Origin of the sequence: Bacillus safensis FO-36b (genome assembly GCF_000691165.1) — a bacterium.
GTDB lineage: Bacteria > Bacillota > Bacilli > Bacillales > Bacillaceae > Bacillus > Bacillus safensis.
Genome location: NZ_ASJD01000022.1, coordinates 1 through 16,905 on the forward strand (window position 1 = coordinate 1; position 16,905 = coordinate 16,905).

The window sequence follows — 16,905 nt, forward strand, 5'->3', positions numbered from 1 at the left end:
CAGGCCGAGACATGTTTGGAAACAAGATCTCGAAAGAACAGCAGGAAGCGAGTATGAATGCGGCGCTGGGGATGCTTTTACCGTTTGGTGCAAAAGGGTTTCATGGTAAGATGGGAATCAAGAAAGGTGAGAAAAATCCTTTATCTCCAGGTAATGGGTTAGCTACACATGAATCCAGAGGTGGGCACTTAATAGAGAGACATGTTGGGAAAACAGATGAAGAACTATTAGAAAGGCTGAAAAGTAATCCTAAAATCACGGGTTCTTCTACTTTTAACGATAGAATGACTGCAGAAAGAGTTGCTGATTCAGTTTTGGGTGATCCGAAGAGTGTTGATAAAATACAAAAGTGGTTATCCGACCCCAACAGTAGACCTACATTACCATTAAAATATAAGGGTGATGGGGAGGTAATTGGAAGAAGTGTTTCGAGAAATTCAGAAGTAGTTGAGAATGTTACAAATGCAAAAATTATACTGAAAAAAGATGAGAATGGCGGTTTTATTTTAACAGGATACCCTGTTAAATAGAAAGAAGGATGATAAAATGAATGAGAGTTACAGTTATTTAGAGGAGTTAGAAGATTTTTTAGGTGGGACATTTCATCAGGATATCGATTCACCAGAAGAAGCGTTAGAGGAGTTTATTCATGAAGCTACTAAAGAATGTCTGCTGTCTACTATAAAGGATTGTCAGGATTTTTTGAATGGTACTTTAACAATAGAAGAAAAAGAAAGCTTTATCGAAAATAATGCAGAAATCTATTTTCCGGCGATCTCATTAAATCCTATACAGTGGTTTAATAAAATAGTAGAGGAAATGAAAGAAGCAGTGAAAATGAAGTAACAAAATGATCCTTGATCGGCCAATGCCTTTCAAGGTTTTTTGTGTCAATTGGTCATCAAATCAAGAAAAAGGGGATCTTTTTTCTATGCGGATCATCGTATGATATAGATAAACAAAACGAACGTGAATATTTTGTCCAGAAGGAATAACATGCGGATGCTGGCATTGAGCATTTTAAGTGCCTGGTACCTGGCTGGCACTCCAGCCAGATCTTTTTTATATCTACTGATAAATTCTTTATTGGATGAAGGAATTGAACGAGTTTGTAATTTGAGGTTTTAAAATGGTAAATGAGTAGTTGGTCAATGATATACTGATCTCATTAGAAACTAGGAGGTCCCCACTTTGAAACCTTTCTGGGAGAAAGAAGAAGAGAGTCCTTTCACGTTAGAAAAGATAGATGAGGAACAAATTCGTGAAGCAGAGGTGAGACTTGGTGTCGCTTTACCTGATACATAAAAAAAGCTCATCTTAGAATGGAATGGTGGCTTTACAGTTCGTAATGCTTTTCCAACGGAACAACCGAATTCATGGGCTGAGGGTCATGTTCAATTTGATCATCTAAGAGGAATCGCCAAAGATGATGGCATCATGAATAGTTCCCAGTTAAGTGATGAATTGGAGCTGCCGGAGGGACTTGTGATCATCAGCGGAGAGGAAGATACATGGATCGCAATGGATTATCGACAAACGAAAGAACACCCGCTACTATTTTGATTTAGAGATGGGAGTGGATTTTAAGCTGGCAGATACTTTTGATGATTTTATTGAGCAGTTATATACAGCTGAAGACGCCATGATCGAGGTAGTAGAAATTGATGAGGAATGCTCGGATTTGTATATCAGTAAAGAAGAGCTTGAACAAATTTTTGAGAGACAAGACCTTTGTCAGCAGAATCTCTTTAAAATGGCACATTATCCGATGGAAGAAATTGAAGAGATTGAATGGTTTTTCGATCGTATGAAAAAATGCATCAAACAGATAAAAGATCAACATATTTTGTATGAAGCAGCGACAACGATTCACTCCATCCTTCTGTTAAACCCGGATATGCAAAGAAATGACCTTATCAATCAAGAGCTGAAAGAAATAGCGGAGTTTCTAGAAAATAGTGGTGAGCCTGATACCGCTTTTTTGGGAGAGGACATTCATCCTGTGAAAAAACGATAGTGAAAGAAGAAAAGCCCCTGAAAAGGGCTTCTTTTTGTAATCTTATTGAAAGTCATATTTAAATGAAGTATAGTAGTTTTATATTATGAAGAGGAGGATGGTTAAAAATGATGCATGCAGGAAGATTACGCCAGAAAACTTTGAACAATCAATAATTTCATATGTTCAAAGGCTCTGTTTTCATCAAACAGAGTAAACGGGGTAGTCTGCACATTTTTAATCATTTTCAGCGGTCAAGTATGTAACTTTACTTGAAGACAGACAGATATCATTTCTGTCTTTTTTTGTAATTTTTTATTGATAAAAAGAGAGATATGAGTCTAGCCGTGTTTACTCTAGCCACAGATAGCAGCCTATTTGTGGTTTTTTTGATGATTTTCTTAACGCCTATTGATCATGATTAAATGAGCAATTGGAGGAATGAATATGAATAGACTAGAATTAAAGCAGTTAGCCAATCATCACGGATTAGAAATTTCAGAGAATACCATCAAAATAAATGAATCAGGTGTGGATTTCCGTGTCGCACATGTCGAAGATTTACATGGTGACCAATGGATATTAAGAGTGCCTCGCAGACCTGAATCAATGAAACATACTTTACAAGAAAAAAAGACATTAGATCATATGAGTAAGCAGGTTCACTTTCAGGTCCCTCAGTGGTCTATCTTTACAGAAAGTCTGATTGCTTATAAACAATTAGAGGGGGTACCGGCGGCTAGTATTGATGTGGAGAAGCAATCATATGTGTGGAGTTTTGATCAAACGAAAGTACCGCAAGCTTATTATGAATCATTAGGAAGAGTTCTAGCGAATGTACATTCCTTAGATCAACAGCCTTTTAAAACGATCGGTGTGGAGATGCTCAGTGCTCATGAATTAAGAGGATCAATGAAACAGCGAATGGAACGTGTCAAATCGCAATACACCATTAACAGCGGGTTATGGGAGCGCTGGCAAGAATGGCTAGCTAAAGATTCTTTATGGCCGCCTTTCGTGGGAGTGAAGCATGGAGATTTGCATCCCGGCCACATTCTGATTGATGAAAATCAATGTGTGACGGGTGTGATTGATTGGTCTGAAGTGGGGGTTGGTGATGTATCTGCAGACTTTTTGTCTCATCAACTTCTCTTTGGGAAAGAAGGGTTAACAAAACTTATCCATGCGTATGAAAAAGCAGGCGGGAGAACTTGGCCAGGAATGGATGAACATATAATAGAACTTCTGATGACAAGTGCGATTACTGTGGCCGAGTACGCACAGAGATCAGGATTGAAAGATATGCATGAAACTGCAGCATACATGTTGGCAAACGAAAGCTAATCAATCAGAACGAATCCAAAAAAAGCCCTGAAAAGGGCTTTTTTTTAATCTAATTCATGAAAAAACTGTTTGAGTTGATCAATGAAAACGGATTTGGATTTTCCTTTTTTATAAATGAACTCGATATTGATGTTGAAATCAATGGATGGGTCTATTGAAATTTGTTTTAATGTTCCTTGTTCTAGCTCATTTCTAACACAATGATGAGGTAGAAATGATAGTCCCATTCCTTGCAGCACTAAATTTTTTGCAGTTTCCATATGATCAACCTCAATGGAAATGTTCGGTGTGATGTTGTTTTTTTGAAATAATCGGTGGAGCATCAACCAATCAAATGATCCATAGTCAAAGAAAATAAAAGGCTGTTCTTCTAGCTCTTTCATATTGATGTTGTCAAGGCTGGCAAGCGGGTGATGAGTTGGGACGAACAGCCCGATTGGATCGCTGAAAATTGGGATCGATTCAATTTGAGGATGTGTTTCAGTCCTCACAATCCCAAAGTCTACTTGGTTGTTAATCACTTTTTGGACAACATCCTTTGAATGTCCTGTTACGATTTTCACTTTCAGGTTTTCGTATTTTTCTTTTAGGGCGGGCAATATGTTAGGCAATAGATTATTGGAAATGGAGGATGCGCATCCAATCGTCAATTCATAAGGAATCATCGTTTGTTTGAGACTATGCTTTGCTTCTTGATAAGAATGGAGAATCTTTTTGGCATGCGGGTAAAACTGTTCACCTTTTTCCGTCAGAGATAGTTTATTTCTCTGTCTATCAAATAATTTCAGGTCTAATTCCTTTTCTAATGATTGAATACGTGCCGAAACAGAAGGCTGGGTTAAATACAGTGCTTCCGCAGCTTTATTGATACTGCCTAGCTGGCATACATAAATAAACGCTTCTATATTCTCAATATTCATGTTATCCCCTTATATGACGTTCTTTAAATGTTTAGTTTTTCAAGCTCATACACTAATTTTACAGCCTCTTTCGCCAAAATGACAGTAGGGTCAATCACTTTCACATCTTTAGTTGACCTTAAGACTAAGGGGATTTCTGTACAGCCGGCAATGATGGCTTCTGCTCCTTGGTTGATTAAAATTTCTGCAGCTAACGCCAATTCACTTTCGCCTTTACTTAATTTTCCTGCTTTCACTGCATATATCCCATTCATCACGTTTTTCTGAAGATTTTCACTAGGAGTCATGACGTCAATCTTGTGATGAGCACAAGCCTTTTGATAGAGCTGGGTTTTTAATGTTCCATCAGTACATAGTAAGCCCACAGATGTATAGTAATGTTTGTTTAGGTAATTTGCGGTTTCTAATGGCATGTTCATAATAGGGATATGAGTGGAATGTCGTACGTTTTCTAAAAAGAAGTGTGCGGTATTGCATGCAATAAGAATAAAGTCCGCTCCGGCACGTTCTAATCTCTTTACTGATTCAATCATATATTCTGTAGGATCGTCGCCTTTCCCAAAAATTGCAGTGGTTCTATCAGGAATTTGAGGGAAATTATCAGCAATCACATGTAAATGATCCTGATCTTTAATAGCTGGTGTATGTGAAATGATTTTTTTCATCAGATCAATCGTTGCTAAAGGACCCATCCCGCCCATAATACCAATCGTTATAGACATAGATATCACCACATTTCATTTTTTTCTATTATAAAAAAAGAAAGCATGGTAATCGTTATAGAAAAGTTCTATTTGTATATAGAAGGTTGATGAAAAGCGCATTTATCTGTCTTGAAATATGAGTTGCAATCTATTCAAAAAACATTAGAATAAAGAAAATTGACAAAGGAGCAGCCATATGAATTTCAATTTAAATGAAGCTTTGGATATGTTGAGTCGAACTCCTCACATGTTAGAAAGTCTTTTGTCCGGTTTATCGAATGATTGGCTTCACAGCCGTGAAGGAGAGGGAACATGGAATCCAGTTGAAGTCATTGAACATTTGATTGAAGCAGAGAAATTCAATTGGATTCCTCGATTAAATGTGATTCTTGCTGATGGAGAGAATACACCATTTCCTGCGTTTGACCGCTACTCTCATTTGAATCAAACTGAAAGACAGATAGAACAAGCACTATCTGAGTTTCATCATGTGCGGATGGAGAATGTGGCATACATTCAGCGCATAACACATTCAGGCCTTGATTTAGAGAAAAAGGGCGTCCATCCGGAGTTTGGGGTCGTGCAAGTGAGCGAATTACTTTCTGCGTGGGTTGTCCATGACTTCACACACATGTCCCAGATTGTTCGGGTCATGGCGGAACGATATCGAACCGATGTGGGTCCATGGAGCGCTTATTTAGGAATTTTGAATAGGAAATAAATGTTTAATGACGCTTAGCGGCCCACTCAGATTGAAGCATGGCATATTGATATTCATCGACCCAATGTCCCTTCGACATATAATTTTGCAGCAAATGTCCTTCGCGTCTCATTTCTAAACGTTCCAGCACTCGAATGGACTTTTCGTTGCGCACATCTGTAAAGGCGATGATTTTATGTTTGTTCAATGTCAAAAAAATATATTGGAAGATTGAACTGAGAGCTTCGTGAATATAGCCCATTCCTTGGTATTCAGGCGCGAGGGTAAAACCTATTTCAACGATTCTAGGTTCACTGTCAAGTGTATGGATGGCACAATCTCCTATCAGCTGATTGGACTCAGATAAGGCAATAGCGTATTGAAACCACGTCCCCGATTGATTAGGTTTTTGCGTCATTTGATGTTGAACAAATGATTCAACATCTTCGTACGTGTAGTTTTCCCAAGATTGAAATTTTGCAATAGAAGGATTTGCTCGATATTGATAAAATGCTTCAATATCCTGTCTATCAAATTGACGAATAACAACCCGGTTTGTTCTTGTAAATATGCTGTTTGCATTCTTCATGTGTTAACCTCACTTTTTAGTTAGTTCTTGATTTGAAAAAGTCTATCAGCCATTCAGATAGCTGCTGTTGTGCTTTGCTGACAAAACGATCTGCATAATAAATTAATTCCAAGTGCCGGACAGGTGCTGGATCAGCAATAGGAATCGAAACAATATTAGGCCACATCGAATGTTGCTTTAGTAATCCTCTTGGCTGAATGGTTGCACCGATGCCGGCTTCAACCAGCTGCAATAGCGAAAACGCGGACCCAACCTCCATGGCAGTGTCCAGTTCAACACCCTGTTCTTTACATACGTCATCTACTAAATCCCTTCCTAGATATCCCTTCGGATACATGACCAACGCACGGTGAGTCAGCTCTTTTAATGACACTTCGCTCTTTTGGGCCAAATCACTTTCTGAATGAACAAATAATTCGTAAGGCTCACTTCCAAGTGGAATTTGAACGAGACGCTTATCCGCAGGCCCTCGCAGTCCGATGCCGAGATCCACTTTATGCGAAAGGACTTCTTCACGAACGAAGATATTTGAATATGCCTTTAGATTGGTTTCTGGATAAAGAGTTTTAAATTCTACAAATAGTGGCACCAGCTGAAAATCAAGATCTGAAGGGAGTACTGCGAGACGAACGGTTCCTCGTTTTTCCGATAATAGTTCTTTCATCGCATTTTTTGCATCTCTTTCAGCTTGAAGCATTTTCACGCCATATTGATAAAGCAGCGAACCAGCTTCGGTAGCAACGACCTTTTTGCCGATTCGATCAAAGAGCGGCATCCCAACTTCTGCTTCAAGCAGTCGAATTTGCTGGCTAAGTGTAGGCTGTGATATACCTAGTTGCTCAGCGGCTTTTGTAAAATGCAAATGGTTGAATACAGCCATAAAATAGGTAATATGTCGGGTATCCATATGTCCACCTTTCATAAATGATAGTCTTTTCCTATCATCATAATACGATTTATTGTATTGATCAATGAATGCGGCAGATTTATACTCAAAGTAACCTTAACAAGATGAGAGAGAAAGAAGGGTATTGATGAAAAAAATATATTATTTAGCCGCTTTATTTTTAGCACCTTTAAACTTACGTCCGATCATTACTTCCGTGGCTTCCATGATGAGCATGATCCAATCAGAGCTTGGAGTAAACGCACTGACAGCAAGCCTTTTGACCACTTTGCCTGTCCTTTGTATGGGAATATTTGCTCCCGTTGCAACGATACTCAGCCGGCGTTTTGGTTTAGAGAGAACGCTGTTTTTCTCGATTCTTCTTATCACGATTGCCACTGCACTGCGTGGTACTAGCCAATCGGTTGCTATCCTGCTCATGACTGCGTTTGCTGGAGGGGTAGGGATTAGCTTCGCAGGTCCTTTATTGTCTAGTTTTATTAAAAAATATTTCCCGAGAAATCCTGGTATTGTCAGTGTGTATTCAATTTCGATGACAATAGGTGCAGCGCTCGCTTCCGGTTTCACGATTCCGATTTATCTACGCAGTCAGCATCATCTTCCATTTGCATTGTCCTGCTGGGCTATTCTAGGGGTGATTGCCCTTATTCTATGGATAGGTTTAGTTCGCAAAAATGAGCAGAGTGATCATGTAACATTGCCGTTAAAATTGCCGCTGAGAAACAAAAAGGCCATTCAATTCACCTTGTTCTTTGGCTTTATGTCCAGTATGTTTTATTCTTTGACGGCATGGATTTCACCGATTGCTCTTAGTTTTGGAAACAGTCCGCAATATGCTGCCATGCTCTTGACCATATTTACACTCATTCAGATTCCGGTGGCACTACTCGTTCCAGCGGTCGTTACTCGGTTAGGAAAACCGAAATTATTTCTCATCTTATGCAGTCTGTCTGAACTCATTGGACTTATCTTTCTTCTTCTGCCAATGCCGATCTTGCCAGCCGTCATTTTCCTAGGTATGGGTGCCGGGGGGTTATTTCCTTTAGCGCTTATGCTCCCGATTATGGAGACGAGTACTCCGGAGGAAGCCGGAACCTGGTCCGCGATGTCGCAGATGGGCGGGTACATCGTGGGTGGATTCGGTCCGTTTTTCATTGGCTTGGTTTTCGATTTAAGCGGACATTTTTATGCTTCCATTGTGGCAATGCTTGTCATCGTCTCGTTAATGATTGGCGTTCAGTTATCATTGAAACTTGGTAGAAAAGAAGAAGTGTCGAGTTAAATGATGCAGCTTCACATTTCAATATAAACGGGGGAATTCTATTGCTCATTCGAGAAGCAAAAACGATCGATTATCCACAATTAAGACAAATCTATTTAGAATCCCGGCGCCAGAGCTTTCACTGGCTCAATCCAGAAGAACTCCATCTGCAAGATTTTGATCAAGATACGCAGGAAGAGCAAATTTTCTTAGCTGAGGAGAACAATAAAATTCTTGGATTCATTTCTCTATATGTACCAGATCGTTTTATTCACCTTTTGTTTGTACATCCAGAAGCTGCTGGTCAAGGGGCTGGCGATCTGCTGCTCAAACAGGCTATAAAAGTTTTAGGCACACCGGTCACCCTCAAATGTGTCTCCGACAATCACAAAGCTTTATCTTTTTATCAAAAAAGAGGGTGGAAGGCTGTTGTGGAAGAAGGAGAACCTGGGGCGGAATACTGGGTGCTTATTTATGAATAGAAGTCATTTTATTTTATCAATTTCACGGCCCTTTATTGGGCCTTTTTGCGGTTTCTTTTCGGTGTCGAATGGTATATAAAATGATAATATATGTCATTATAGGGAAAATAGAGGAAGGGGTAAGGGCTGATGGAGAAAGTGCTTTCTTCTCACGTCGGTTTGAAAATCAATGAATGGTATTATCATATTCAAAGATTTAACGTACCGGACGCCGAAGCATATAAAGAGGAAATCAAATCAATGCTTGATCATATGGAAGAAAATCAAGATTTATTATTGTATTTCTCACTCATGGAGTTCAGACATAAATTAATGCTTGATTACTTGAATCCTTTAGAAAATGGGAAAGAGCGGGCCAACTTCAAGGAACTCGCAATGAAGATCAAAAGAGACCAAGAGAAATTAACAGGATTGCTCGAGTATTATTTCAATTTTTTCTACGGCATGTATGAATTTGAAAACTATGAATACCTAAATGCGATTACCTTCTATAAACGGGCAGAAAAAAAGCTGTCTCTTGTCAGTGACGATATCGAACGGGCCGAGTTCAATTACAAGATGGCTGAAATCTATTACCACATGAAACAAACCCACATGTCCATGCACCATATCGCTCAGGCGATAGAATGCTATCGAGAAAAAGAGACATACACAGTAAGAGAAATACAATGTTCTTTTGTGATCGGATTAAACTATATAGATATGGGCTGCCCCGAAAAAGCAATACCCCATTTTCAGCACGCACTAGAAAAAGCCGCCGACAACTCAACCAAACGATTAAAAGGATCAGCACTCTATAATTTAGGGTTGAGTTATTTTCATAACAATAATCTTTCAATGGCAATTAAATATTTTAATGAATCTATTCATTCGTTTAAAGAACAGGGATATGAGCATTTAAACAAAATCCTTGATCCGCTAGTCATGTTGACAAAATCATACTTTAAAGATAATCAGAGTGATTTAGGTTTATATGCATTAAACTATGGGATCGAGTTAGCTGAAAAATTAAAGGATGATATTTTTATAAATACATTCATTATGTTGAAATCACTATATATAGATAACAATGTGAATCGTATAACAGAGTCAATGGCTTATTTGGAATCAAAGTCTTTTTTTGCAAATCTTGAAGATTTAGCGAAAGATGCAGCGAAGCATTATAATAAAGCAGGAGATTTAGAACGCTCAAACGAATTTTACGAGAAGATTCTATATTTCCAACACCAAATTAAAAGGGGAGACTGTCTTTATGAAATTTAAGTCAGTAGCAACCATATTTATAATTGTCAGTGTGTTAGGTGCTTTTAGCTATGTTTCGTCAAACGATATCCATAATGAAGCCCAAAGAGGACATACATCTAGTATCGGTTATTTTGCTTAAACTAAAAGAGCCTTTATAATGGCTTTTTTGGTTTTCAATGTGCTAAGCCTTAAAAAAATGAATCGTAATAGAAAGGGAGCGGCCGTTGTCCGTTCTTTTTTGTTTTAAAGATTCAAATCTTGAAAAATATGTATTTTTCATCATACATTACATTATTTTTAATATCCTACTGCATTCTATTTTAAAGGATGTTACCGTTGTTTGTAAGGAATGATTGGCCAGTCTTCCAATAAAAATTGGAGGGAAATCATGAATTACAAAATTGAAATGTTAACGAATATGAAAATGGTGTATATGAGAAATATCGGATCATATGGCAGCAAAGAGAATTTTGAGATGATGAAGAGATTGAAAAAATGGATTAAGCAACATCATTTAAATGATGAATTAAAGGAATATGGTATATATGGTGTTCCTCAAGATGATCCTGGAAAAATTCCATCAGAAAAATGCAGATACGACCTCATGCTTATGACAAATAGAGATTTCACAAAAGATCAAATGGTTCAGACTGGTCATTTTGAAGGAGGAAAGTATGCTGTGTTCACGGTGACACATACAATCGAAAAAGTGAATTTGTTTTGGAGACAATTGCCTCAAATGATCCAAAACAATCGATTAAACATGCGTCAGGCCCCTATAATGGAAAGGTATAGAGAAGAAGAAGGCGAAGATAAGGTGTGTGAATTCTTACTGCCTATCTTTTAAACACTTTATCAAACTGCAATGAAAACAGACCTCATATGGTCTGTTTTTATGAGTATTAAATGTTTAAATATTTTAGGACTCGTTCCTTTAAATATCGGTATTGATCCTCATTCGTATCTTGAAATGCTTCTTCTCGATTTGAAGGGACATCCATATAAACGATTTCCTCAGAGAATTGTGAAGAAGTAAAGTCGATTCTTTTTCCATTCACTACGTTGTAAAAGTGCCATCCGCTAGGTAATGCGGTCTTGTTTATTTTTCCGCCTAAAAGATCATGGACGACTAAAGAAGTGACACCGCATTGTCCATTGGCCGGGTTGTCTTCACTCCATTTTGAACTAGATTGAGAGGACCAGGCTTTATAAAGAGCATCAATGATTTCGTCTGTCGTGTAGAGGTTCATCATAAAAATCCTTTCTATTTAAAAGCGAAATGAATATAGTATCTGTTTAGTCTATAGTAGATTTTTTTTCGATCAAAATCCAGATGCTATACTTGATTAAACCAAAATAACAATGAGGGTCATGACAGGAGGAGCATGGAGTGATATTCATCATAGGCATTGTAATCGCTTTTATTGTTGCTATTTTAGGCTTTACTATTTTCGTAGATGTAGGTAATGGGCTGGGAACGGTTTTTAGCATCATCGGTGCAATGGTCATTTTATGGATAGCGGGTAGGCTGCAAAGGCAAAAGGAAAAGAATGATCCAAATATATTATTAGATAAAATGATGATGCTTTTTCAAGAAGACGGGTTTCAGGCTTCAACATACATCTTTTCACAAAATGTTGATAAAGGCTTTGCAATTGATGATGAGCGAAAGGCAATGCGCTTTATTACACATCAACCTGGCGGCTCATCTCGAAAATTCAGGTTTGAAGTCACTGAGCTTTCCTTGAAAGAGTTGAAGCAAGTTGACATGTTAGAAGATGGTGTACCGATTGAACAATCTGTTGAGAGTGATAATAATGAAGAGATCTCGACACTTGAATTGAGATTAACTATGAATGATCAGGAATCATCAACGATAACGCTCGCCTTTCTGGCATTTGATGTGCCTGTTCGTAAGAGTAATGCCGAATATTTGACTGAACGAGAAAATCTGAAGGAGATTTATCATGAAATTGATTCAATGATGAAATCTGCGGTTTAATAAATGACTGTTCATAAAGAAGAAATCACAGTTTGAGGTGGTTTCTTTTTTTATGTCCATCAAGACAAAAGCTGGTTCAATCATTGCGGTTGAATGTTTTTCTCAAAAATGAATAAAGATAGACTAGACACGGAAACGAATATTGTTATCAAAAATGACTGGAGGAAACATACATGCAAAAGCTTTGCAGGGAAGTCTGGATCGAGGTCAATCTTGACGCGATTAAAAGAAATATCGAAGCCATTCAAGCGCATATTCCAAGGAAAAGCAAGATCATGGCTGTCGTAAAGGCAAATGCTTATGGACACGGTTCAGTTGAAGTAGCGCGGCAGGCACTAGAAAGCGGTGCGACAGAGCTTGCGGTTGCCAGCTTGGAAGAAGGCATTGTATTGCGGAGAGCAAAAATTGAAGCACCGATTCTGGTCCTTGGATTTACCCCGCTCGACTGTGTGAAAAGGGCCGCAGCCTGGAGAATTGACCTATCCGGCCTTCGAGAAGACTGGATTGTTCAAGCAAATGAGATCTTAGCGGAAGAAGAGAGTCAGCATCGCCTTGGGATTCATGTCAATGTTGACACAGGGATGGGACGATTAGGTGTACGGACAAAGGAAGAGCTGTTAGAGGTGGTGGAGGCGCTTGAAAAGAGTGAAAACCTGAGGTGGGATGGAATATTTACGCATTTCTCCACTGCGGATGAGCCTGACCCTGATTTCACACTAATGCAGCACAGCATTTTTATTGATTTTCTTCGTTTCTTAAAAAAAGAAGGCATTACTTTGCCCACTGTACATATGAACAATACAGCGGCTGCCATCGCATTTCCTGAATTTAGCGCAGATATGATACGGCTAGGCATCGGACTTTATGGACTGTATCCCTCGCAATACATTGAGAGTTTAGATGCTATTAAGCTAGAGCCCGCTCTCAGTTTAAAAGCAAGGATTGCATTCGTGAAGGAAATGGTGACAAAGCCAAGGACCGTCAGCTATGGGGCAACCTATGTAGCAAAACCTGATGAAGTTATAGCAACCATACCAATCGGTTATGCAGATGGGTACTCACGAGCATTATCCAATCGAGGATTTATGCTTTTCCGTGGAAAACGAATGCCGATTGCTGGCCGCGTCACCATGGATATGACGATGATCAGTTTAGGAGAAATGAAAGCAAAGCAAGGCGAAGAAGTCGTCATATATGGTCGTCAAAAGGGCGGAGAAATTTCTGTCGATGAAATCGCCGAAATGCTCAATACGATCAACTACGAAGTCATCGCCACCTTAAGCCGGCGCGTCCCAAGATTTTATCGTCGCGGCGGAAAGATTATTAAAATATCAACGCCGGTGATGTATGTGTGAGGGTAAATAACAGGTGCGATTTGAGGATATTTGTTCTGGTGTACAATGATAAAAATTAAATTTTATTACAAATATGTCGATAAAAGGAGGGATATTTAAGATATGGAGGAAAGAAACGATGAAAAAAGGTTTATTTTTAGTGCTTTTGACTATTTTTATGATGGTCACAATTCATCCGTTAAAAGCTCATGCAGCTGAAACAAATGGGTGGACGAAGCGGGCGGACTTACCGGAAGAGAGACTTCATTCTAGTTCCGCAGTAGTAGATGGGAAGATTTTTGTTTTCGGGGGAAGTAGTGAAAAATCATATAGTAATAAAAATACCTACATGTATGATCCTCACAAAAATGAGTGGAGCTCAAAAGCTGATATGCCAAGAGAAAGAACAGATAGTACGGCAGTGGCGATAGGTAAAAAAGTATATGTTATTGGAGGAGCATATCAAGATAGTACAAATACGATTGATATTTACGATGCAGAGTTAGATACATGGGTAGAAACACCAATTAATATTCCATACTTAGCTGTAACAAAAGGTGATATAAGTGCGAGTGTTTTAAATGATAAGATTTATATTCTTGCAACGAATAAAAGCCCTTATCAAGAACATAATTTTTATAGTTATGATACAAAAACGGATAAATGGGAACAATTAAAAATGTTTCCTCAGCAATTTACGGGAATGTCTATGTCAGAAGTTATTAACAACAAGATTTATGCCACAGGTGGAGAAAGAACAGTTAGTAATCTCCATAATGCCCAAGTATATGAATATAACATTGAAACAAATCAATGGGTACAAACGAAATCAAAGTTGAATTTTTATCAACTAGGGGCTGCATTTACAACATACCAGGGGAAATTGTTTATGGCTGGAGGTCAGTATGACGACAGATCTAGTCTATTATCACCTTACACACAGTTTTATGATGCTAAAACGAATTCTGTGAAAAGAAGCTCGATCAATTTACCTGAAGCTAGAGTAGGTTCAAGTGCTGTAACGATTGAGGATACCATATATATCATAGGTGGTCGAAATTTCAAGCAAGATTATCATTCAAAATCGATTAAAAGTGATTACAAATCAGTGATTTCTATCTCACTAAAAGATTTGCAAATTGCTGAAGGTGAAACAAAGCCAGATGATGACGCAACAGAAGAACCGAAAGATCAGGACGGGACAAAGCCAGGCGATGGCACAACCGAAGAACCGAAAGATCAAGACGGAACAAAGCCAGATGAGGGCACAACCGAAGAACCGAAAGATCAGGACGGAACAAAACCAGGTGATGGTTCAACTGAAGGACCGAAAGATCAAGACGGAACAAAGCCAGATGATGGCACAACCGAAGAACAGAAAGATCAGGACGGAACAAAACCAGGTGATGGTTCAACTGAAGGACCGAAAGAGCAAGACGGAACAAAGCCAGATGATGGCACAACCGAAGAACAGAAAGATCAGGACGGAACAAAGCCAGATGATGGCACAACCGAAGAACAGAAAGATCAGGACGGAACAAAACCAGGTGATGGTTCAACTGAAGAACCAAAGGATCAAGACGGAACAAAACCTGGTGAAGAAGCAACAAAAGGTATACTTTCAATTACCATGATAAACGGGCTGCAAAAGGATTATTTGCTTTCAATGAAAGAAATCAACGATTTTCTAAACTGGTATAAAGAGAGAAGTTTTGGAATTGGCATGAACTTCTATGAAATCAATGATGAACACAATAAAGGTCCTTTCACAAGTAAGAAGGATTACGTTGTGTACCAAAATATCTTAATGTTTGATATCAAGCAATACTGATATTCATAAATTGTAAAGCTGCTGATAAGAGATCAGCAGCTTTTATTTTGATAGAATTGTTAAAATTAGGATCAACGTCATGAAAAAAATAAGATATTTTTTAAAAAATCTGCTAAACATCCTATAAACAAATCCGATAATAGAATTGTCAGGGTTGATAAGCCCTAGAATAAAGGACTTTTTTCAGACAAGGACGTCTGTCAGGTCCCACATACATGGAGGTAATAGGAAATGAGAATTAACCACAATATCGCAGCGCTTAACACATTAAACCGTTTGTCTGCAAACAACGGTGCGAGCCAAAAGAACATGGAGAAACTTTCTTCTGGTCTTAAAATCAACCGTGCAGGAGATGACGCAGCAGGTCTTGCAATCTCTGAAAAAATGCGTGGACAAATCCGCGGATTAGAAATGGCTTCTAAAAACGCACAAGACGGTATCTCTCTTATCCAAACAGCTGAAGGTGCATTGACTGAGACTCATTCAATCCTTCAACGTGTTCGTGAACTAGTTGTACAAGCTGGAAATACTGGTACACAGGATAAAACTACTGATCTTCAATCTATTCAAGATGAGATTAAAGCTCTACAAGAAGAAGTAGATGGTATCTCAAATCGTACAGAGTTTAACGGTAAGAAATTGTTAGATGGTACATTTAAAGCTCCTGCTGATCCTGCAGCACCAGCTGCTGGTGAGCAATCTTTAGTATTCCAAATCGGTGCTAATGCAACTCAACAAATTTCAGTGAACATCGAAAAAATGAGCACTGATGCACTAGGAGTTAAAGATCCAGCTGATACAACTGGAAGAACAATCTTAGCTAATCAATCTGTAAAAGATATTGATGTAACTAAATTTGCTGATAATGCTGCAACTGCAACTGATGTAGGTTTTGATACACAATTGAAAATCGTTGATGCTGCTATCAACCAAGTATCTGCTCAACGTGGTAAACTTGGTGCAGTTCAAAACCGTCTAGAGCACACAATCAACAACCTTGGTGCTTCTTCTGAAAACTTAACAGCTGCTGAGTCTCGTATCCGTGACGTTGACATGGCGAAAGAAATGAGTGAGTTCACAAAGAACAACATTCTTTCTCAAGCGTCTCAAGCAATGCTTGCACAAGCGAACCAACAGCCACAAAACGTACTTCAATTACTACGTTAATGACAGGCCCCTTTATGGGGCTTTTTTTTATGTTTTTTTCTTCGTGTTTTCTCCAGTCTTATGATTCTTAAACCCCTGTTATAAATCATGAAAAATGACCTTCAAATTTGGAATACTCTAGCGAAACGACCATAGTGAATAAGACTTTATCCTTATTTATTCCTTTTTTTGTTAAACATATTCCATAAATGTTCGATAAATGGATTGTAAGGCTTACAAAAAAATTCTAATTTAGAACTTTTGGATAAGGACGTCCAATTGGTTCAAACACATGGAGGTCATTTAACATGAGAATTAACCACAATATCGCAGCACTTAACACACTGAACCGTTTGTCTGCCAACAATGGTGCAGGGCAAAAGAACATGGAGAAGCTTTCTTCTGGACTTCGTATCAACCGTGCAGGAGATGACGCAGCAGGTC

18 protein-coding genes and 1 pseudogene are annotated in these 16,905 nt (G+C 38.5%); 14 read left to right on the plus strand and 5 right to left on the minus strand.

Annotation, left to right across the window (positions count from 1 at the left end):
* The 4 genes and pseudogenes from BA81_RS18700 to BA81_RS18715 form a co-directional block, all read left to right on the plus strand.
* Window positions 1–530: RNase A-like domain-containing protein (locus BA81_RS18700; RefSeq protein ID WP_345917537.1), on the plus strand; the 530-nt coding region annotated here is incomplete at its 5' end.
* A 16-nt stretch (window positions 531–546) separates the two neighbouring features.
* Window positions 547–846, plus strand: a complete 300-nt coding sequence (locus tag BA81_RS18705) for a contact-dependent growth inhibition system immunity protein (protein WP_034284276.1) — start codon at window positions 547–549, stop codon at window positions 844–846.
* Between the two features lie 345 nt (window positions 847–1,191).
* Window positions 1,192–2,017: pseudogene (locus tag BA81_RS18710) on the plus strand (SMI1/KNR4 family protein).
* Window positions 2,018–2,443: 426 nt separating this feature from the next.
* On the plus strand, window positions 2,444–3,340 hold the full coding sequence (locus BA81_RS18715; RefSeq protein ID WP_034284279.1) for a macrolide 2'-phosphotransferase: 897 nt from the start codon (window positions 2,444–2,446) through the stop codon (window positions 3,338–3,340).
* Between the two features lie 44 nt (window positions 3,341–3,384).
* Here BA81_RS18715 and BA81_RS18720 read toward each other — a convergent pair whose 3' ends face one another.
* Both BA81_RS18720 and cuyB read right to left on the minus strand, forming a co-directional pair.
* A complete protein-coding gene (locus BA81_RS18720) occupies window positions 3,385–4,260 on the minus strand; it encodes a LysR family transcriptional regulator (RefSeq protein ID WP_034284281.1) in 876 nt (291 codons plus the stop codon).
* 23 nt (window positions 4,261–4,283) lie between these two features.
* A complete protein-coding gene (gene cuyB / locus BA81_RS18725) occupies window positions 4,284–4,982 on the minus strand; it encodes a cysteate racemase (RefSeq protein ID WP_034284283.1) in 699 nt (232 codons plus the stop codon).
* A gap of 178 nt (window positions 4,983–5,160) precedes the next feature.
* Between cuyB and BA81_RS18730 the strand changes: the two genes are divergently transcribed.
* Window positions 5,161–5,685, plus strand: coding sequence for a DinB family protein (locus BA81_RS18730; RefSeq protein WP_034284285.1), 525 nt, complete (start codon window positions 5,161–5,163; stop codon window positions 5,683–5,685).
* A gap of 4 nt (window positions 5,686–5,689) precedes the next feature.
* Here the strand turns inward: BA81_RS18730 and BA81_RS18735 are convergent, their stop codons facing one another.
* Both BA81_RS18735 and BA81_RS18740 read right to left on the minus strand, forming a co-directional pair.
* Window positions 5,690–6,253, minus strand: coding sequence for a GNAT family N-acetyltransferase (locus BA81_RS18735; RefSeq protein WP_034284286.1), 564 nt, complete (start codon window positions 6,251–6,253; stop codon window positions 5,690–5,692).
* A 16-nt stretch (window positions 6,254–6,269) separates the two neighbouring features.
* Entirely contained in the window at window positions 6,270–7,175 is a 906-nt protein-coding gene (locus BA81_RS18740) for a LysR family transcriptional regulator (RefSeq protein WP_034284287.1), read from the minus strand.
* A gap of 112 nt (window positions 7,176–7,287) precedes the next feature.
* Here BA81_RS18740 and BA81_RS18745 point away from each other — a divergent pair, with 112 nt between their 5' ends.
* The 4 genes from BA81_RS18745 (at window position 7,288) to BA81_RS18760 (ending at window position 10,995) form a co-directional block, all read left to right on the plus strand.
* Complete coding sequence (locus tag BA81_RS18745) at window positions 7,288–8,442, plus strand: MFS transporter (RefSeq protein WP_034284288.1); 1,155 nt, start codon at window positions 7,288–7,290, stop codon at window positions 8,440–8,442.
* Window positions 8,443–8,483: 41 nt separating this feature from the next.
* A complete protein-coding gene (locus BA81_RS18750; protein WP_034284289.1) occupies window positions 8,484–8,903 on the plus strand; it encodes a GNAT family N-acetyltransferase in 420 nt (139 codons plus the stop codon).
* A gap of 129 nt (window positions 8,904–9,032) precedes the next feature.
* Complete coding sequence (locus BA81_RS18755; protein ID WP_034284290.1) at window positions 9,033–10,166, plus strand: Rap family tetratricopeptide repeat protein; 1,134 nt, start codon at window positions 9,033–9,035, stop codon at window positions 10,164–10,166.
* A 370-nt stretch (window positions 10,167–10,536) separates the two neighbouring features.
* A complete protein-coding gene (locus BA81_RS18760) occupies window positions 10,537–10,995 on the plus strand; it encodes a GyrI-like domain-containing protein (RefSeq protein ID WP_034284291.1) in 459 nt (152 codons plus the stop codon).
* A gap of 55 nt (window positions 10,996–11,050) precedes the next feature.
* On the opposite strand, the gene BA81_RS18765 is transcribed toward BA81_RS18760, so the two are convergent.
* Window positions 11,051–11,398: a YunG family protein gene (locus tag BA81_RS18765; protein ID WP_108909024.1), complete on the minus strand. Its 348-nt coding sequence runs from the start codon at window positions 11,396–11,398 to the stop codon at window positions 11,051–11,053.
* Between the two features lie 140 nt (window positions 11,399–11,538).
* Between BA81_RS18765 and BA81_RS18770 the strand changes: the two genes are divergently transcribed.
* The 5 genes from BA81_RS18770 to BA81_RS19505 all read left to right on the plus strand — a co-directional run.
* A complete protein-coding gene (locus BA81_RS18770) occupies window positions 11,539–12,150 on the plus strand; it encodes a GlsB/YeaQ/YmgE family stress response membrane protein (RefSeq protein WP_034284293.1) in 612 nt (203 codons plus the stop codon).
* A gap of 173 nt (window positions 12,151–12,323) precedes the next feature.
* Complete coding sequence (gene alr / locus BA81_RS18775) at window positions 12,324–13,505, plus strand: alanine racemase (protein WP_034284294.1); 1,182 nt, start codon at window positions 12,324–12,326, stop codon at window positions 13,503–13,505.
* A 118-nt stretch (window positions 13,506–13,623) separates the two neighbouring features.
* Complete coding sequence (locus tag BA81_RS18780) at window positions 13,624–15,315, plus strand: Kelch repeat-containing protein (protein ID WP_034284295.1); 1,692 nt, start codon at window positions 13,624–13,626, stop codon at window positions 15,313–15,315.
* A gap of 231 nt (window positions 15,316–15,546) precedes the next feature.
* Window positions 15,547–16,482: a flagellin Hag gene (gene hag, locus BA81_RS18785; protein ID WP_034284296.1), complete on the plus strand. Its 936-nt coding sequence runs from the start codon at window positions 15,547–15,549 to the stop codon at window positions 16,480–16,482.
* Window positions 16,483–16,769: 287 nt separating this feature from the next.
* Window positions 16,770–16,905 (plus strand): flagellin N-terminal helical domain-containing protein (locus BA81_RS19505; protein ID WP_487042772.1); only part of this gene is annotated, 136 nt, incomplete at its 3' end.

What these genes read in the sequence shown, in the direction of transcription:
- BA81_RS18745 (WP_034284288.1), top strand. Translation starts at nt 7,288, where the DNA reads ATGAAAAAAATATATTATTTAGCCGCTTTATTTTTAGCACCTTTAAAC.
- BA81_RS18720 (WP_034284281.1), bottom strand. Translation starts at nt 4,260, where the DNA reads ATGAATATTGAGAATATAGAAGCGTTTATTTATGTATGCCAGCTAGGC.
- BA81_RS18765 (WP_108909024.1), bottom strand. Translation starts at nt 11,398, where the DNA reads ATGAACCTCTACACGACAGACGAAATCATTGATGCTCTTTATAAAGCC.
- BA81_RS18755 (WP_034284290.1), top strand. Translation starts at nt 9,033, where the DNA reads ATGGAGAAAGTGCTTTCTTCTCACGTCGGTTTGAAAATCAATGAATGG.
- BA81_RS18740 (WP_034284287.1), bottom strand. Translation starts at nt 7,175, where the DNA reads ATGAAAGGTGGACATATGGATACCCGACATATTACCTATTTTATGGCT.
- BA81_RS18715 (WP_034284279.1), top strand. Translation starts at nt 2,444, where the DNA reads ATGAATAGACTAGAATTAAAGCAGTTAGCCAATCATCACGGATTAGAA.
- BA81_RS18730 (WP_034284285.1), top strand. Translation starts at nt 5,161, where the DNA reads ATGAATTTCAATTTAAATGAAGCTTTGGATATGTTGAGTCGAACTCCT.
- BA81_RS18760 (WP_034284291.1), top strand. Translation starts at nt 10,537, where the DNA reads ATGAATTACAAAATTGAAATGTTAACGAATATGAAAATGGTGTATATG.
- BA81_RS18780 (WP_034284295.1), top strand. Translation starts at nt 13,624, where the DNA reads ATGAAAAAAGGTTTATTTTTAGTGCTTTTGACTATTTTTATGATGGTC.
- cuyB (WP_034284283.1), bottom strand. Translation starts at nt 4,982, where the DNA reads ATGTCTATAACGATTGGTATTATGGGCGGGATGGGTCCTTTAGCAACG.
- BA81_RS18735 (WP_034284286.1), bottom strand. Translation starts at nt 6,253, where the DNA reads ATGAAGAATGCAAACAGCATATTTACAAGAACAAACCGGGTTGTTATT.
- hag (WP_034284296.1), top strand. Translation starts at nt 15,547, where the DNA reads ATGAGAATTAACCACAATATCGCAGCGCTTAACACATTAAACCGTTTG.
- BA81_RS18705 (WP_034284276.1), top strand. Translation starts at nt 547, where the DNA reads ATGAATGAGAGTTACAGTTATTTAGAGGAGTTAGAAGATTTTTTAGGT.
- alr (WP_034284294.1), top strand. Translation starts at nt 12,324, where the DNA reads ATGCAAAAGCTTTGCAGGGAAGTCTGGATCGAGGTCAATCTTGACGCG.